General features: G+C 59.4%; 16 protein-coding genes. 4 read left to right on the top strand and 12 right to left on the bottom strand.

The annotated features are described in order from the left end of the window. Positions 1 to 19: 19 nt before the first annotated feature. The 4 genes from DES53_RS15600 to gpmI form a co-directional block, all read right to left on the bottom strand. Positions 20 to 3,151 (bottom strand): efflux RND transporter permease subunit, encoded by a 3,132-nt coding sequence (locus tag DES53_RS15600; protein WP_113959216.1) that lies wholly within the window; start codon positions 3,149 to 3,151, stop codon positions 20 to 22. Positions 3,152 to 3,186: 35 nt separating this feature from the next. After that, the gene (locus DES53_RS15595) at positions 3,187 to 4,374 is read right to left on the bottom strand and encodes an efflux RND transporter periplasmic adaptor subunit (RefSeq protein ID WP_170157152.1); all 1,188 of its coding nucleotides are present in this window, start codon (positions 4,372 to 4,374) and stop codon (positions 3,187 to 3,189) included. 95 nt (positions 4,375 to 4,469) lie between these two features. Then, positions 4,470 to 4,922 carry a MarR family winged helix-turn-helix transcriptional regulator gene (locus tag DES53_RS15590; RefSeq protein ID WP_170157151.1) on the bottom strand — a complete coding sequence of 151 codons (453 nt, stop codon included), beginning with the start codon at positions 4,920 to 4,922 and terminating at the stop codon, positions 4,470 to 4,472. A gap of 334 nt (positions 4,923 to 5,256) precedes the next feature. Continuing rightward, positions 5,257 to 6,807: a 2,3-bisphosphoglycerate-independent phosphoglycerate mutase gene (gene gpmI / locus DES53_RS15585; protein WP_113959213.1), complete on the bottom strand. Its 1,551-nt coding sequence runs from the start codon at positions 6,805 to 6,807 to the stop codon at positions 5,257 to 5,259. Positions 6,808 to 6,967: 160 nt separating this feature from the next. Between gpmI and DES53_RS15580 the strand changes: the two genes are divergently transcribed. From DES53_RS15580 to DES53_RS15570, 3 genes are all read left to right on the top strand, one after another. After that, a complete protein-coding gene (locus tag DES53_RS15580) occupies positions 6,968 to 7,237 on the top strand; it encodes a hypothetical protein (protein ID WP_113959212.1) in 270 nt (89 codons plus the stop codon). Between the two features lie 118 nt (positions 7,238 to 7,355). Further along, complete coding sequence (hisG, locus tag DES53_RS15575; protein WP_113959211.1) at positions 7,356 to 8,249, top strand: ATP phosphoribosyltransferase; 894 nt, start codon at positions 7,356 to 7,358, stop codon at positions 8,247 to 8,249. 46 nt (positions 8,250 to 8,295) lie between these two features. Continuing rightward, positions 8,296 to 8,400: an AURKAIP1/COX24 domain-containing protein gene (locus DES53_RS15570; RefSeq protein WP_113959210.1), complete on the top strand. Its 105-nt coding sequence runs from the start codon at positions 8,296 to 8,298 to the stop codon at positions 8,398 to 8,400. 174 nt (positions 8,401 to 8,574) lie between these two features. Here the strand turns inward: DES53_RS15570 and DES53_RS15565 are convergent, their stop codons facing one another. From DES53_RS15565 to DES53_RS15540, 6 genes are read right to left on the bottom strand one after another with little or no spacing between them, the layout of a single operon-like run. Next, complete coding sequence (locus tag DES53_RS15565; RefSeq protein ID WP_113959209.1) at positions 8,575 to 9,246, bottom strand: HAD family hydrolase; 672 nt, start codon at positions 9,244 to 9,246, stop codon at positions 8,575 to 8,577. A 57-nt stretch (positions 9,247 to 9,303) separates the two neighbouring features. Continuing rightward, positions 9,304 to 10,266, bottom strand: a complete 963-nt coding sequence (locus tag DES53_RS15560; RefSeq protein ID WP_113959208.1) for a metal ABC transporter permease — start codon at positions 10,264 to 10,266, stop codon at positions 9,304 to 9,306. After that, positions 10,263 to 11,729: a metal ABC transporter permease gene (locus tag DES53_RS15555; RefSeq protein WP_170157150.1), complete on the bottom strand. Its 1,467-nt coding sequence runs from the start codon at positions 11,727 to 11,729 to the stop codon at positions 10,263 to 10,265. Before DES53_RS15555 ends, DES53_RS15560 begins: the two co-directional genes overlap by 4 nt. A 28-nt stretch (positions 11,730 to 11,757) precedes the next feature. Beyond that, positions 11,758 to 12,540: a metal ABC transporter ATP-binding protein gene (locus DES53_RS15550; RefSeq protein ID WP_113959206.1), complete on the bottom strand. Its 783-nt coding sequence runs from the start codon at positions 12,538 to 12,540 to the stop codon at positions 11,758 to 11,760. A gap of 10 nt (positions 12,541 to 12,550) precedes the next feature. After that, complete coding sequence (locus DES53_RS15545) at positions 12,551 to 13,369, bottom strand: transporter (RefSeq protein ID WP_113959205.1); 819 nt, start codon at positions 13,367 to 13,369, stop codon at positions 12,551 to 12,553. Between the two features lie 38 nt (positions 13,370 to 13,407). Further along, positions 13,408 to 14,343 (bottom strand): metal ABC transporter solute-binding protein, Zn/Mn family, encoded by a 936-nt coding sequence (locus tag DES53_RS15540; RefSeq protein WP_170157149.1) that lies wholly within the window; start codon positions 14,341 to 14,343, stop codon positions 13,408 to 13,410. Between the two features lie 109 nt (positions 14,344 to 14,452). On the opposite strand from DES53_RS15540, the gene mntR reads away from it, so the two are divergent. Beyond that, positions 14,453 to 14,893: a transcriptional regulator MntR gene (gene mntR / locus DES53_RS15535; RefSeq protein ID WP_113959203.1), complete on the top strand. Its 441-nt coding sequence runs from the start codon at positions 14,453 to 14,455 to the stop codon at positions 14,891 to 14,893. A gap of 124 nt (positions 14,894 to 15,017) precedes the next feature. Here mntR and DES53_RS15530 read toward each other — a convergent pair whose 3' ends face one another. Together DES53_RS15530 and DES53_RS15525 are read right to left on the bottom strand one after the other, a co-directional pair. After that, positions 15,018 to 16,079, bottom strand: a complete 1,062-nt coding sequence (locus DES53_RS15530) for an acyltransferase family protein (RefSeq protein ID WP_113959202.1) — start codon at positions 16,077 to 16,079, stop codon at positions 15,018 to 15,020. 289 nt (positions 16,080 to 16,368) lie between these two features. Continuing rightward, positions 16,369 to 17,616: a sialidase family protein gene (locus tag DES53_RS15525; RefSeq protein ID WP_113959201.1), complete on the bottom strand. Its 1,248-nt coding sequence runs from the start codon at positions 17,614 to 17,616 to the stop codon at positions 16,369 to 16,371. Positions 17,617 to 17,637: the final 21 nt, after the last annotated feature.

The following is a 17,637-nucleotide window of genomic DNA, read 5'->3' as shown; positions in this document are numbered from 1 at the left end:
AGGAAGATTCCTTCCCTCCTCACACCGGCACCGCTTCTCCACTACCCGGCAGCTTTTCCTTCTCTTCCTCGTTCTTCCCCTTCTTGCCACGCTTCAACCAGGCCTGGAAACGCTCCATGTAAATGTAGAACACGGGCGTGATGTACAGCGTGAGAAGCTGGGACAACAGCAGACCACCCACCACCGCAAGGCCGAGGGAGCGTCGCGACTCCGCGCCAGCACCAATGCCCATGGCGATCGGCAGCGCGCCCATCAGCGCCGCAAAGGTGGTCATCATGATGGGGCGAAAACGCACAAGGCATGCCTGGTAGATGGCATCCGCAGGGCTCTTGCCTTCGTTGCGCTGCGCCTCCAGGGCGAAGTCGATCATCATGATGGCGTTCTTCTTCACAATGCCGATCAGCATCAGAATGCCCACAAAGCCATACACGTTCAGCTCATAACCAAAGATCAGCAGCGTCAGAAGGGCGCCCACACCGGCGGAAGGCAGGCCGGAGAGAATCGTGATCGGGTGGATGAAGCTCTCGTAGAGGATGCCCAGGACGAGATAGATGAGCAGCACCGCCATCACGAGAAGCAGCCCTAGGCCTTGCAGAGAACTCTGGAACGCCTGTGCCTCCCCTTGGAAACTGGTGCTCACTGTCACAGGGAGCTGTCCTTGCACGGCATCCTGGATGGAATTCACTGCATCCCCCAGGGACACGCCCGGCTTCGTCGCGAAGGAGACCGTCACGGACGGAAGCTGACCCGCGTGATTCACCGTGAGCGGGCCCACCGTGCGGCGAATCTCCGCCACGGAACCCAGTGGCACCAGGTCGCCATTGCCACCGCGGATGTACAGCATGGAGAGCGCTTCAGGGTCGGCCCGGTACCTGGGATCCACCTCCATGATCACATAGTACTGGTTGCTCGGAGTGAAGATGGAGGAGATCTGGCGCGAGCCGTAGGCGTTGTAGAGCGCCGTCTCGATCTGGTTGGCGGTGAGGCCCACGGTGGAAGCCTTGTCGCGATTCACCTTCACGAAGATCTGTGGGCTGGTTACCTGCAGGTCACTGGTCACGTCCGTGAGACCCGGAAGTCCACTCATCAGTTTTTCAATCTTGGGTGCCACCGAGAAGAGTTCCTCGATGTCCGGGCTGGCCAGCGTGAACTGATATGGGCTCTTGCTCGCGCGTCCGCCAATGCGGATGGCCGCAGGTACCGAGGCATAGGCCCGGATGCCGGGAATCTTTGCGAACTGGGGACGCAACTCATCTACGATCTGCGCGGCTGAAGGACGCTCCTTGCGCGGCTTGAGCTGGATGAAGATACGACCGCTGTTACCCGTGGAACTCGACCCACTCGCGCCCACGGAGGAGCTGTAGGCCTGGATGTACGGATTCTTCTCCAGAATGGCCGCAACCGCCTGCTGGTGCCTGACCATGGATTCATACGAGGCATCCTGGGCGCCCTCCGTGCTCACCATAATCTGTCCGATGTCTTCCGGCGGGATGAATCCCTTGGGCAGATGCAGGAAGAGCCAAGCCGTCACGGCCACAGTGCCGGCTGTGAGGAGCATCATGGTGACACGATGTTTCAGGGAGAATCTCAGCGTGTGGTCATAGATGTCCCGCATCCAGTCAAAGAACCTCTCCGAAAGCTGGAAAATCTTCCCGGGCTTCTTCTCCTGGTGCTGCCCTCTCAGGAAGCGGCTGCACAACATCGGCGTGAGGGTCAACGAGACCACGCCGGATACAAGGATGGCCACGGCAATGGTGACGGCAAATTCATTGAGCAGTCTCCCCAAGATGCCTCCCATGAAGAGCACAGGCAGGAACACCGCCGCGAGAGAGATGGTCATGGAAATGACCGTGAAGCCGATCTCTCGCGAGCCCTTCAGTGCCGCGTCCCACACCTTCTCCCCATTCTCCACGTGACGCACGATGTTCTCCAACACCACGATGGCGTCGTCCACGATGAAGCCCACGCTCAGGGTCAGCGCCATGAGCGACAGGTTGTTGATGCTGAACCCGAGCAAGTACATCACGCCGAACGTGCCCACGATCGAGAGCGGAATGGCAATGCTGGGAATGACCGTTGCTGTCAGGTTCCGCAGGAAAAGGAAGATCACCATTACCACCAGCCCGATGGTTAGCAGAAGTGTGAGCTGCACGTCATGCACGGACTCACGGATCGTCTGCGCACGGTCGGTGAGAATCTTCACCTGCACCGCGGCGGGAAGCTGGGCATTGATGGAAGGCAGCAGCTCCTTGATGGCGTCAACGATCTGGACGGTATTGGTCCCGGGCTGGCGCTGGATGCTGAGCACGATGGCTCGCTCCGTCCCGAACCAGCTTGCCACCTTGTCGTTCTCCACACTGTCCGAAACCAAGGCCACCTGATCCAGCCGTACCGGAGCACCATCGCGATAGGCCACAATCACCGGTCGGAACTGCTTGGCATTCTCCAGCTGCCCGCTGGTTTGCACTGTGAAGTTCTGGTCGCGTCCCTGTAGAGTGCCCGTGGGCAGATTGCTGTTCCCTTGTGAGATCGCATTGCGCACTTCATCGAAACCAATGCCTCGCGAGGCCAGCTTCAGCGGATCCACCTGCACACGCACGGCATACTTTTGCGCACCACGCACTTCCACCTGGGCCACGCCTTCCACCATGGAGATGCGCTGGGCGATCGCCGTTTCCGCATACTCATCCACCTCAGAAAGCGGGAGCGTTGGAGACACCAGCGAGAGGTAGAGAACCGGGAAGTCCGCCGGGTTCACCTTGCGGAAGGAGGGCGGATTCGGCATGTCCGGCGGCAGATTGCGCAAAGCACTGGAGATCGCGGTCTGCACGTCCAGCGCCGCCCCATCGATATCGCGATCCAGTTTGAACTGGATGGTGATCGAAGTGGAGCCCAGCGCACTGACGGAGGTCATCGAATCAATGCCGGCAATCGTGGAGAACTGTTTCTCCAGCGGCGTCGCCACGGAAGAAGCCATTGTTTCCGGGCTCGCGCCCGGCAGACTCGCGCTCACCGAGATGGTGGGGAAGTCGACGTTGGGCAGGTCATTGACCGGCAGCTTGAAGTAGGCAAGCAGGCCAAAGCCCAGGATGCCAATCATGACCAGCGAGGTCATCACAGGTCGGCGGATGCAGAGTTCCGGCGTGGTCATGGCGTATGAAAATGAAGATTACTGAGCCGGACTGATCAGGGCACGGTGTTCGCCACCTGCTTGCCGGCGGCTTCTGCGGGAGGGGCTTCGCTGCCTACCGGCGGCTTGAGTTCCACCTTCGCGCCAGGGAAGAGGCGCAGATGCCCATCAATGACCACACTCTCGCCCGGATTGAGACCCTTTTGGATCACGCTTTCATCCGCCACTGTACGCTCCACCACGACCTCGCGTACCTCGACCGTTTTGTCGGCTTTCACCACAAACACATAAGGCCCCTTCTGCCCGATCTGCACAGCCACCGCTGGCGCCACCGTGGCATCTTTTTGTGTGGAGAGTGTCAGCATCACTTCGCCGAACTGCCCTGGCCAGAGGGTGAGGTCCTTGTTGGGAAACATGGCCTTCAGCTCGATGGTGCCCGTGGCGGGCTTCACCGCGTTGTCCACAAAGGTGAGTTCACCCGAGGTCTGCGCTGCGGCATTCTCATTCAGCGCAATGCCAGCCTTGAGCGGTCCCTTCGCCATCTCCTTTGAAATCACGCCGAGGTATTGCTCTGGTACCGAGAATACCACCTCAATCGGCTGGAGTTGGTTGATCACCACCAGTTCTGTCTCGTCCGCCTTCACCACGTTGCCCGCATCCATGACGCGGCGGCCCACACGACCAGCCATGGGCGAGTAGATCGTGCAATAGGAGAGCTGCAGCTCCGCAGCTTCCACGGCCGCTTCTTCCGCCTCGGCGTTCGCTTGGGCCACCTTCAGGTCACTCTGCACCTGGTCCACCTGCTCTTTTGCCACCGCGCCGGACTTCTGCAGCGCGACATAACGATCCGCCTGTTTCTGCGCGAGATTGAGCTGCGTGCCCACCTGGTTCTGCTTGGCCTTCGCCTGCGCGAGGGCGACCTGGAAAGGCTTCGGATCGATCGTCACCAGCAAGTCACCCTGCTTCACGAACTGCCCTTCCTTGTAATGAAGCTCCGCGATCTGGCCGGACACCCGCGGTTTCACCGACACCGTGGAAAAAGCCCGCACATTGCCGATGCCCGGCAGTATCACCGGCATGTCCTTCTTCACCACGTCCGCCGCAGTCACCGGCACCGCACCACCACCCCGGCCACCACCGCCCTTCTGGGCGCCTTCCGGCGATTTGGAACACGCGGCGAGCGCCAGGGACAGGACGCATCCCGCGAGTGCGAGCAGGCGGTGGTGGTGGTTGGGGGGAAACATGGAAAAGCTGCCTTTCTGGGACCGGTTGAGGAGGGTTTCTTTTGGCGCTGCCCCCGTGGTGATTTCGAAGGGAAGTAGTGAGATGGCGGGACGCATCAGGTGCGGGCCACCTCCATGGGCTGGCAAGGCTGGAAAATGCTGCGCAGGCTGCGCATGGCGGACAGGATCTCCGAACGCTGCGGCTCTCCGAGGTGCTCCACCTTGTGCGAGAGGAAGGCGCGGGCATGCGAGAGTATGGCCTGGTGCTTCGCTTCCCCCGAAGGGCTGAGCTTCAGAGAAATCTTGCGGCGGTCCGTGGGATCCTGGCGGCGAATCGCAAACTGCGCCACGACGAGGCCCTCCACCAGCTTCGAAGCGGCAGGCAGGCTCTGACCCAGAAAGTTGGCCACGTCAGAAAGCATGGCCCCCTCATTTCGGCCAATGAAGGCCAATGCTCGGAACTGGGGCATCGAGAGCTCCGGGGCACGATGCCCGCGCACCTCTGCCCTCATGGCGCGCATGACCATCGGCACCACCTCGAGCAACTCGGCGGCGCAGTCTTGGGGCATGGCGGGATTTCCTTCCATCTGGCAATAGTGTCGGACGTTAACTAATCGGATCTGAGAATTTGGACGGGCTGCTCGGAGGAATTGTTCAGGCCGTCGGGACTGTCCGGCCAGATACATACGCAGTCATCTCAGCAAGAATGACATGCATGCATCACTAAAGGAATTGCTTGGCGTCAATTCCAGCATGTCGCCACTCGCCTCCAGCCGAAAAAGCAGGGCCCCTCCCGCCGCCTCAATTCACGGATCAGCGCAAAAAATTGCCCCGCTACAGTATCAAGACCGCAGCGGGGCTGGATGGAAAACTCTTGAGGTTGAGAGACCCAAGTTGTGCCGCTTAGCTTCGGCGCAGAAGGGACTTGCCGGTCATTTCAGGAGGCTGCGGCACGCCCAGCATTTCCAGCAGCGTCGGCGCGACATCTGCCAGTTTGCCATCGCCCACGGAGAAGAGGTGGGCGTCCTTGGCCACATACACGCCATGCACCAGATTGGTGGTGTGCGCGGTGTGCGGCGAGCCATCCTCATTGCGCATCTGCTCGCAGTTTCCGTGGTCGGCGGTGATGAAGAGTTTGCCGCCCAATGCGAGGGTCTTTTCCACCAGGAGCTGCACACCGAGATCGATGGTCTCCACCGCATGCACGCCGGCTTCCACAATTCCCGTGTGGCCCACCATGTCCGGATTGGCGAAGTTTACGATCACGAGATCGTAGTTCTCGAGACGGCGATACACCTCGAAGGCCACATCCGGTCCGCTCATCTGCGGCTTCTGATCGTACGTAGGCACTTCCTTAGGGCTGATGGCGAGGTAGCGATCTTCGCCAGGGAAGGGTGTCTCCACGCCACCATTGAAGAAGAAGGTCACGTGCGGGTATTTCTCCGTCTCCGCGGATCGGAGCTGTTTCAGCCCGGCGGCGGACACCACCTGGCCGAGGATGTTGTTCATGCTTTCCGCCGTGAATACCACCTTGACGCCGAACGCCTCATAGGTGGCATCATATTCAGTGAGGGTGTAGTACTCCACCTTCGGCTGGACCTCGCGGTCGAAGCCCTTGAACTCGGGATCGAGGAAGGCCACGGAAAGCTGGCGCGCGCGGTCGGCACGGAAGTTGAACCAGAAGATCACATCGCCGTCGCGCACACGCTGCTCATTCGCATGGCTGAAGATGAGAGGCGGCAGGAATTCATCACCACGGGTTTCGGTGGCATATGCCTCCTGGATGGCCTGGCTCGGCTTGTTGGCCTTCACCTCACCGCGACCCAGCACAATGGCATCCCACGCGAGCTTGTTGCGCTCCCAGCGCTTGTCACGGTCCATGGCGAAGTAACGACCGATGACGGTGGCAATATTCGCCCCACTGGCCGCGAGATCCGCCTCCAGCTTGGCAAGGTATCCCGCACCACCCTTCGGCGAAGTGTCGCGGCCATCCGTGATCGCATGTACCATGATGTCATTCACCCCAGCCGCCTTCGCGGCATTGCAGAGGGCCACGAGATGGTCCTGGTGAGAATGCACCCCACCATCGCTGATGAGGCCGAGGAAGTGGATGCGCTTGCCCTGTGCCTTGCTCAGCGCCTCCTGCAGCACGGGATTTTTCACCAACTCGCCTTCGCGGATCGCCTTGTTGATACGGGTCAGGTCCTGATACACGACGCGGCCCGCGCCGAGATTCAGGTGGCCCACTTCGCTGTTGCCCATCTGGCCTTCCGGCAGGCCCACGTCCTCACCACTTCCGCTGACCTTGCCCCAGGGATAGGTGGCATACAGATGATCGTGGAAGGGCGTGCGCGCCAGCAGGGTCGCATCGCCATTGTCCACGGCCTTGGCTTTGCCGCCGGGGTTGATTCCCCAGCCATCGCGGATGATCAGAACAACGGGTTTCTTGGACATGATGATATGAAAAGGGTTAAGGACGCCGGGCGATCCTCGTGCAGGATGTGGCGAGCTGTTTCCATGCCTGCAAAGAGGCCGGAATCAAGGGGAACAAAAGCCAGCTGCACGCCTGACCTATGCGCTGGTGCCGAATGCCCATTTATGATATCACTCCTGCATGGGCGAAGAGCCGGCTCCACAGAAGACAACCACCACCACGATGTGGGCTGCCGTTTGCACCCTGGTGCTACTCGTGTATTTGCTATCTCCCGGCCTGCTTGTGGCGGCCTCCATCCGCTGGGGTTGGAAATCAAACGAAACGATGGAGAAGGCGGTCTCCATCGCCTACTCCCCCATTGGCCTTCTCGTGAAATGGCACCCGGCTGCCGAGTTCTACGCATGGTACTTCAGCTTGTGCAGCGGTCGGGACGTCAAGATCCCGCCTTGAAGCTCAGACCGCCCCCAGCGGAATAGAGCCGGAAGGCGAAGGACGACATCCTGGCATTTTTTCCCTCGCCAAGCTAGACCACCCGTGTATTCTGCGCGCCCCCTTTTCCACAACGCGCATGGCGGACAACAGCACCCAGAAGAACATCCTCCGGCTCGGACTGCCCAAAGGCAGCCTCCAGGAGCCGACCTTGGATCTCTTCAACCGTTCTGGATACAACATCGTCGTCAACAGCCGCTCCTACCGCCCCAGCGTGGATGATCCGGAACTGGAGATCCGCTTGCTGCGCGCCCAGGAAATCGGTCGCTACGTCGACCATGGGTTCCTCGACTGCGGCATCACCGGAAAGGACTGGATTGCGGAGAATGCTGCTGACGTTGAGGTGATTACAGACCTGCGTTACAGCAAGGCCACTTCCATGCCCACCCGCTGGGTGCTGGTTGTCCCCGAGGACTCCTCTATCCGGACCGTCAAAGACCTTCAGGGCAAGCGCATCGCAACCGAGGCCATCGGTCTCACCCGTGCCTACCTTGACCGCAACGGCGTTCAGGCGGAGCTCGAGTTCTCTTGGGGTGCTACCGAAGTGAAGGTCCCCGAAATGGTAGACGCCATCGTGGACATCACAGAGACCGGTTCCTCCCTGCGTGCGAACAAGTTGCGCATCGTGGACACGCTGATGGAGAGCTACCCGCAGTTCGTCAGCAGCAAGCCGGCCTACTCGGATCCCTGGAAGCGCGAAAAGATGCAGCGTCTCTCGATGCTGCTGAATGGAGCCCTCGAAGCCCGCTACAAGGTCGGCGTGAAGATGAACCTGCCAGAGCACAAGCTGGAGAACATGCTCCACGCTCTGCCCTCCCTGCGCCGTCCCACCATCTCCCAGCTCGCCGGCGGTGGCTGGGTGGCCATCGAAACCATCATTGATGAATCGGTGGTCCGTGAAATCATCCCCCAACTGAAGGCGCTCGGCGCGGAGGGGATCATCGAATACCCTCTGAACAAGGTCGTCCATTGACCTGCAGACCCCTTTCCCCTAACCAAACCAAAGACAAACACGAAACATGGGCTCGCTCAAGAAGCGTCGTAAGACGAAAATCAACAAACACAAACGCAAGAAGCGCATGAAGGCCAACCGCCACAAGAAGCGCTTGCGTTACAAGGCGTAGCCCGCCTGGGACGCACGCTTTTGCTGCAGTCCCGCGTGTTGCCCTCCCGACAGTTTTCCTTCAAAGCGTGCTGCCACACCGTGGGCGGCACGCTTTGTTGTGCCCGGATAGAAAGTAGTCCGCCGAGCCTCGGCGGTCAGTCCTCCGTGCTCCATGCGTGGCGGGAGCAGTCGTCTATCGCTGAATGCCCAGCGCGCCCAGCAGGCTGCTCACGGTGACACCATCGAGGTTCGGCAGGGCAACGTCCGCATCCGTGAGTGTATGGCGCGGGTGCGTGGTAGCCACGCCCACAACTTTCATGCCCGCACGCTTGCCTGCCTCGATGCCAACGTAGGCATCTTCGAATACAATGCAGTTCTTGGGCTCCCGCTGGATGCCTTCTGCCGCTTTCAAGAAGACCTGCGGATCCGGCTTACCGGCGGTGACGTCCTCTGCCGTGACGCTGGCGGTGAACATGCCGGACAGCCCGATCATATCCATGACGAAGTCGATGTTCACCCGGGGAGTGGACGAACCCACGGCCGCAGGGATTCCAAGGTTCTGCAGTTCCTCAAGGAGGTCGTGCACCCCCGGCAAGGCCTGAAGTCCATCCCGGCGCAGGATATCCCGATACAGCTCCTCCTTGCGGCCACCGAGGCGGGCAATAGTCTCGAGGTCGGACGCGTCTACGAAGTCGAACCACTCGGGGATGATCTGCTGATTCCGCATGCCGAAGGTGCGCTTGAAGAAGTCCTCCGGCATGTCGCGGCCCAACTCGTCGAAGAGAAGGCCCCAGCTTTCCTCATGCTGGGCGTGCGAATCGATGACCACGCCGTCCCAATCGAAGATGAATCCCAAATGCTGCATGTGGCATGGAGCACGCAGATGCGCGGGATGCAAGCGCCAGCGGTGATGCAGACGCGGCTATTCCGTCACCCTACCGGCGGACGAAACTTCCTTTCCCCCATCGATCGCATTGTGGGTCGCCGCACGACTGCGCAGCAATCCATGGGGGCCAAACAGCCACGCCAGGACGAACAATCCTGTCCCCGACACCACCACCGCGGCCGCCATGGAGCTGCCGATCCACAGACTGAGATGCAAACCAAGCACCGAGCTGATGGCCGCAAAGACCACACTCAGCCACAGACAGGCGGAAAGCCGGGAACTAATAAGCTGCGCCGTGGCACCCGGCAGGATGAGCGTGGCAATCACCAGGATGGCCCCCACGCTTTCAAACGCCGACACAATCACAATGGAAAGCACCGCCATGAGTGCGAGGTGGATGAGCTTGGGAGGGAAGCCCAGCGATGCCGACAGTGATGCATCGAACGAGCTGACAAGCAGTTCCTTGTAGAAGAGCGCGATCAAAAGTGCCACGACAATAGCCACCCCACCCATCACCAGCACTTCCTGCGGAGCGATTTCATCCGCACCACGGCTGAGATAGCTCAGCTCGCCGTACAACACGCAATCGGTGTCCAGGTGCACGCGCGAGGCAAAGACATTGATGATCACCACACCGAGCGCGAACAGGGTGCAGAACGTGATGCCGATGGCCGCGTCCGCCTTGATGCGGGAGCGCGTGTGGATGAATTCAATAAGCCCCGTGGTGAGAAGCCCGGCTCCCAGCGCCCCGGCAAACATGATGGGAATCGACAACGCGCCCGTGGCAAGATAAGCCACGGCCAGACCCGGAAGCACACTGTGGCTGATGGCGTCTCCCACCAACGCCATGCGACGCAGGATGAGATAATTCCCCACCAGGCCGCACGTGGCAGTGACGAGGAAGGCCATGAGCACCATCCACCCGTACACATCGATCGCATCCGTCCATGGCGAGACCACCATACGGTGAAAATCGAAAGCTGGGATCAACTGGCTCATGACTTGTAACCGGTGAGGTCCGAGGTTGGCTGCGGGGCCATGTCTGCCTCGCGCACGCCCGGAATCTTACGCCCGTGCGGATCGGTCTGCGGGAACGCCAGCTTGCGCTCGAGCTCGCGCACCGCGTCCGCACCGAGGATGTGCTCGATCTTCTCCGCCTCATCATGCACATGGTCCGACTCGAACTGCATGATGTTCGTGAGGTAAAGCTCCCACAGCCGGTGATTCCGCACAATGGCCTGCGCCTGCTGCCAGCCCTGCGGGGTGAAGTGCAATTCCTTGCCGCCCTCACTCAGGGTGGCCAGATGCGCACGCTGCAGCTCAAGCGCCCGAAGCCGGCTTTCCTCAAGCGTTTCACGGCGGAGCTGGGCCAGCTCCAGCAGCGACACGGACTCTCCGTGAAACTGGCGGTTCTCCAGAACACGATGCATTGCCTTGAGCGTATTCTCACGCTCGGTGCGAAGACGACGGGAACGCTGTCGCCACAGCCTCACCAGCCAGCCGTGACGGGGACTCAGGAAGAACGCCGCCAGGAAGAACACCGCTCCCGCGAGTACCATGAAAGGCCCCGTGGGCAGATTGTTTCCAAGGAACGAGAAGAAGGCTCCCAACGCCGCCGTGAGCACGCCCAGAACCGCCGCATACACCAGCAGCCGGTGCATGCGATCGGTGAGCAGATACGCCGTGGCCGCAGGAATGATGAGCATGGCGGAGACGAGCACGACTCCCACTGCCTGCATCGCGGTCACCACCGCGAACGAGGTGAGAAGCATGAGGACGTGATGCAGCCAGCTCATGGGCAGGCCGAGCGTCTCCCCATAACCGCGATGAAAACTCAGCGTGAGGAGGCCTCGATAACACACTGCGAGGAATGTGAGCGACACCAGCGAAGTGCCGGACAACAGCCACAGGTCACCCTCCGAGATCGCGGCCGCCTGGCCGAAGAAGAATTTGTCCAGGCCGCTTTTGTTCCCTGTGGGCAACTGCTGGATGATGGATACCAGACACAAGCCAATCGCGAAGAATGACGAGAGCACGAGACCCAGCGCCGTGTCCTGCTTCAGCTTCGTAGTGCGCGTGATGACATTCACCACCAGCATGGCCAGGCCGCCAACCAAGGTAGCGCCCACCAGGATGGCCACGGGGTGCTTGCTCATGTTCCACAGGAAACCCAGTGCCACCCCGGGGAGCACTGCATGTGAAAGTGTATCTCCCACGAGCGAGAGACGACGCACCACGATGAACCCGCCAAGCAGGCCGCAGTTCAACCCCAACAGCATGCAACCAGCCAACGCCACACGCAGGCCATCGTCACGGAAACTGAAGAAACGCAGGGCCTGCTCCCACGCATTGGTGTCCGTCACATCGCCAATCCGTGCAGCGTGCGCGGGACTTGCGACCACCAATGCCAGCAACAGCAGCATCAGGATCTTGCGCCCGTGCCTTGCGAACCTGGATATCATGCCCTGACGGTTCATCTCCAAGCGCGGGTCATCCCCGCTCCCCCCTTTCGCTACGCGCCAGTTCGCTCGTGACATCGCTCAGCAGGGTGAGCTTGCCACCGTAGGTTTTCTGCAACAGCTCCGCATTGAATATCTGCTCCGTGGGACCCGTGGCCACCACGCGCATGTTCAGCAACACCAGCCGGTCAAAGTATTCCCGCGCCGTCGTGAGATCATGATGGACCACCAGGATGGTCTTGCCTCGGGATTTCAGCTCCTGGAGCAACGCAATGATGGCGCGCTCCGTAGCCGCATCCACCCCGGCGAAGGGCTCATCCATGAGATACAGGTCACTTTCCTGCGCCAGCGCTCGTGCAAGGAACACCCGCTGCTGCTGGCCACCGCTGAGGTTGGAGATCTGTCTTCCAGCAAAAGGAAGCATGGAGACCTTGTCGAGCGCTTCACGGGCCTTTTCGCGGTCCTCCTTGCCCGGCCGCTTGAAGAGCCCCAACTTCCCGTACCTTCCCATGAGCACCACGTCCATGACGTTCACGGGAAAGTCCCAATCCACCTCCTCACGCTGCGGCACGTAGCCGACACGCTTGCGGGCATCCTTGAACGGCTGGCCGAAGACCTTCACCCAGCCACTCGAGAGCGGCAGCAGCCCCATCACGGCACGGATGAGCGTGCTCTTTCCCGCGCCATTGGGACCGATGAGTCCTACGAGCGACCCCTCCGGAATCTGAAGATCCACGCCATAGAGCACAGGCTTCTTCTGGTAAGAAACCGTGAGATCGTGAAGCTCCAGTGCCGGGGTCAGGGGTTCGCTCATTGAAAAATTGCTAATGCCTCCAAGAAAAGCCTACGAAAGCACCAAAGTCCTCCGCTGCATCATTCACGCCAACAGCAGCGCCGGCGTCCAATACGAAATCGTCCGAGACAGCAAAAGTGACACCGGCTTTCGCATAACCCTCCCACGAAGCTTCGGCCCGGGTGGTTGCCACGCTGATGAATTCCACAAAGGAACCCCAGCGCTCAGAGAGTTCGATGCCCAACACGATGGTGTTTACGAAATCCACTTCGTAACCATCACGCACGTCATCGTACACCCAGTCCACTTCGAACATGGTACCAAAGCTGAAGGTGTCGTTCAACGTCACCGCCAGTGGGAGGATCACACCCCCCTCCACCTTGTCATTGCCCAGGTCGTGGCTTGCCGTGGGCGCCTTGATGAAAGGCATGACAGCGAGCGCGATGTCACCCTGGTCATTACCCAGGAGATTCCACTTCCAGCGCACCTGCAAATCGCCAATGCCACCCTCATCCACACCATCCCCGCGCACGTGCTCATAGAAGGGAACCACCAGCTGGAGGTCGGTGTTGTTTGTGAGGCCTAGTTTGAAGTTGGATTCCGCAAACGTAAAGCCCTCCACACCGCCGTCCTTGGCAAAGCCGAACAACGTCGACTCCACCTGGAAGTGGCCCGCATCCACCGAGTACGCACTCTCCGTGGTGTCTGGCCGATCCGTACTCATCTCACGCATGAATTCGCGCGGCGTAGGATTCAGCAATGTGTAGCTGGATTTGTCAGGCGGCGAGGCCGGCTCGAGTGCCTGGCACACCACCGGGAAGAGCGAAAGGAACAAGATAGATACTCTCATGACCAAATGACTGATGACTAAAAACTGACACCCAATGACTACTTCAGCGCCTCCACGACGGTGTGCACGTTGCTCTTGATCATGCCGACATAGGTTCCCTGGTCGACCTTCTCGCCTCCGACGTCCTTCATGTCCCCCGGCGTGCCGAGCGCATCGGAGAAGAGTTCACCGCCGATCTTCGCACCGCTGTCCTTGCTGATGCGCTCAATGGTGGCATGCGGCACGGAGGACTCCACAAAGATGGCCTTCACATTCTTGCTCTTGATGAAATCCACCGCCTTGGCCACGTCCGCCAGGCCAGCTTCCGTGACCGTCGAGATGCCCTGCACCCCAACCACCTGGAACCCAAAGGCATCGCCAAAATAGGCAAAGGCATCATGGCTCGTGATGAGCACCCTCGACTCCGGCGGAATCTGCGAAACGCGCTGCTGACACCACTCAAAGGCGGCCGTGTAGCTGGCCTTGGTCTCAGCGCCTCGCTTGGCGTAGTCCGCGGCATGGGCGGGATCCGTCTCGCTCAGGCCCTTCACCACCACGTCCACGCAGAGCACCCACAGGCGAGGGTCGCCCCAGACGTGGGGATCATAGTGGTCGCCATCCGCGTGCTTGCGGTTCGCCTCGTTGATGGCGGAGCCGAGTTCATAGACCTTCCCGCCGTCCTTTTTGGACTTCTCAAAAAGCTCCTGCATCCGCCCCTCCAGCATCAGACCGTTGTAAAAAGTCGCCTTGGCCTCGCGGAGCTTGCGGGCGTCCTCCGCGGTGGGCTTGTACAGATGCGGGTCCACGCCCGGTCCCATGAGAGCCTCTACCCGAACCTGATCTCCGCCGATTTCCTTCACCATGTCCGTGATCATGGTCGTGGTAGTCACCACGGAGAGTTTGCCGTCAGACGGCTGCGGAGGGGTCGGTTTGCACGAGGCCAGCACCAGTCCGGCGAGGGCGGCCAGTGTTGGGACAAGAGAAAAGTATTTCATGATGTTAACAGAGTTAGACGAGGCTAACATTTTTGGCAAGGGCTTAGTTTGTTTCGTTCCTGTTGAACAAGCCGCCACTTTCGCCGAAGCTGTTGTCAGCCCCCGAAGCATGCCCGCCGCCCGCAAAACCACTCCAGCCAACGGACAATCCCGCGCCAGCGAGGATTGCCTGGAGCAGATTCATAACCTCATCGAAACCAAGGGCTACGCCCGCGTAGTGGACATCGCACGCAATCTCGGCATCTCCCAGGCCAGCGTGACGAACATGATCCAGAAACTGGACGCCGAGGGCTGCGTCATCTACGAGCGCTACCGCGGCGTGACCCTCACCCCCGAGGGAAAAAAAGTCGGCCAGGCCATCGCCCGCCGCCACGACGTCCTCTCGCGTCTGCTCACCGGCTTCGGCCTCGACGCGGAAACCGTGCACCGGGACGTGGAGGGCATGGAGCACCACATGAGCAAGAGCACACTGAAGGTGCTCACGTTGATCCTGGAGGAGCTCGAAGGAAATGCCGAGCTGCTGAAGAAGCTGAGAAGGAAGATGGAGTAGCGGCGAGCCGGTCGACTACAGGAGGTAGAGGTCGTCGGATTTGACGGAGCGTTATCGCAAAGCACGTGAAAGTCCGCCAGGACGCTCAACTTCTGAATACCCGACCGCCCTGTCCGATACCACCTCAATTCCTCTTCTCATGCTCAAAATGCTTTTTCAAAGAGAGAATGGGCTTTTCGAGGAGGTGATAAGAAAGAGAGGCGATCGCAAAGGTGGATAGAACCTTGATGGGGACACGATACACCCATTCCAGAGGCCTGAACGCATCGTTCACAAAGTAATAAATGGGATAATGGTAAAGGTACAGACCATATGATATTTTCCCACAGTAGGTAAGCACCCGATTCTCCAGAAGATTTCGGAACAACGAAAAGGGAGAGGCCACCAGGTCCAGAACCACTACACAAGCTGCCATTGCCGCCAGCGTAAATCCAAGGCGGCCCATCCAGGGGCTATACCATGAGAGAAACATCAGCCCAAGAGTTATCAGGATACTAATGGGGAGGGCGATTCTACTTACCCGTTTAAAGAAAACATCCAGCGCTTTCCGGTCCTCTATGCTGGATAGAAACTGCACCAAATAGGACAGGGAAGAGCCCAGGACCAAGCCATCCATGTGGGTATCAAGCCCGAAGTATATTCTTTCTGCGCCAAAAGTACCCACCATGGCCGCTCTGTAGAGGGCGAGAGCAAGGGCAAAGCTCAGCAAAACCAGAAACTTGTTCAAGTTTGTTTCCAGATGACGTTCCAGAGCAACTATCGCCAGCGGCCATACGAGGTAATATTGCTCTTCAATGGCCAGGGACCAGCAATGCCCCATGTGTTGCAGGTCGTATCCAAACAATGCCCGCGCAAAATTGCTTGTATATGTAAGGGAGATGATAAAAATATCCATTCTTACCGAACCCAACGAGACAAGGGAGAGGATAACGAAGAGGAGCACGCAGGCCACCAAGCAGGGACTCAACCGAAGAAGTCTTCGAATGTAGAAATTCTTTCGGCTGATGGAACCATATCGCTGAAATTCTCCAGAAAGAATCCCTGTGATCAGGAAACCGCTCAGCACAAAGAAAATGTCTACTCCTATGCCTCCGGTGAAGTGAGGCCAGCCTATTACGTGGGCCAGCATGACTATGCCCACCGCAATTGCCCTCAGACCATCAAGAGATTTCCAATATTGTTTCATTCTGGCTTGTCGAACTTCTGAGTCGGAGCGGTGACGGGATGACGAGCTGGAGTTACGTCAAGCATGCGTGAGAAAGCTGCCCGGGCTGTTGGAAGGACCACATCGTTAGCACCAAGTTGGCAGTTACTTCCAACTGATTTTTTGCGGCAGAACAGGGCAATGTCGTTCTATGGGCATGTATGTAGAGCCGTGGTAAGAATGACAACCCAGGCAAAGCCCCCCTCCGCCAATACCGTCTGTGGAGTGAGGGCTGCCATCCAACGAGTGGCTCCCTTCCCTCATTAAACCTTCACTTCACCACCTTCTTATCCAGCTCCTCCAGCTTGAAGCGCACGCTCACGATCCACGGCATTTCGCCTTCCGCCCAGTGGCCGTAGGTGGTGGTGACGAAAGTGCCGTCCGGTAGCAGTTCCACGCCGGGATAGGTGCAGTCTGCGCCCTTGGTATTGTCCATGAAACGGATGCGGTATTGCCCTTCGGTGCCTTTCACGATGTCATCATAGGTACCCACCCAACCGACCCAGTCTCCCTTGGTGGGGCTCACATGCGTGGTATCACGGAAGCTGATGAAGAGGCGGCCATCCGGCGCATACTTAGCCACATGGCGGTCTCCCGTGAGAGCGGCAGGCAGTTCTTTGGGCTCCGTCCACGTCAGGCCCTCGTCATCGGAGAAAATCACGAAGGAGTTGTACTTGCGACTGTTCTCGCGCAGCAGGACCGCAATCTGCTTTCCATCCGGTGAGCGCAGCACTCCTGGCTCGCAGAGGTTTGCATCCGGCAGCATGGCAATCGGTGCCGGCACGCTCCACGTCAGGCCGCCATCTTTGGAGAGAGTCGTGTACACCCAGAAGCGCCAGGGCTTGGCTGCGGACGAGGTGTGGTCACTGTGCGGACCTTTGACGGTAAACTTACCCTCCATGCCACCGCGAATGAAACGGCCGTCATCATGGAAGAAGGCAAGGTAGTACCCGGGCGTCTTCAACCCGATCACCGTCGCCATGGTCACGACTCCACCGAAGTCTCCAATCGGCTTGAGCTCGCTCCAGTTCACCCCGTCATCCTCCGTCACCGCCATGCGGATGGGATACAGCCCGCTGAACATGATGATGCGCTTCTTCCCCGCCGCATCCACCACGCGGTGCAGCGTAGGCACTTCCAGCGACGTCTCCCAATTCTTCGGTGTGGGAAGACGCTCGCTCCAAGTCAGACCTCCATCCGTGCTGCGCTTGTACACAATCGCGCCACGTCCATGCCCCTTCGGATACACGATGAGCATGGTTTTGTTGTCCTCCAGCAACAAAGTCGTCGGGTGTCCGAGATATTGTCCCGGCTCCTTGTCCACCACCACCTGCCGCTCCTTCTCCCCACTGATATCCACAATCGGGATCGTGTAGCCCGGCGGGAGCTTCGTCTTCAGGTTCTTCGGCGGCGCCAGTGTGGTGTCCTTCTTTTGCAACGGTGTCTGCTGGGCTACGGCGACGCCGGAAACAGAACAGACCACAGCCAGAAGTGAGGCGGAGAAGAGGAAGCGCTTCATGAAAAGACCTTACGTTGAGGC

This window comes from Roseimicrobium gellanilyticum (genome assembly GCF_003315205.1).
GTDB classification, from domain to species: domain Bacteria; phylum Verrucomicrobiota; class Verrucomicrobiia; order Verrucomicrobiales; family Verrucomicrobiaceae; genus Roseimicrobium; species Roseimicrobium gellanilyticum.
This window is presented reverse-complemented; position numbering and strand designations above follow the sequence as displayed.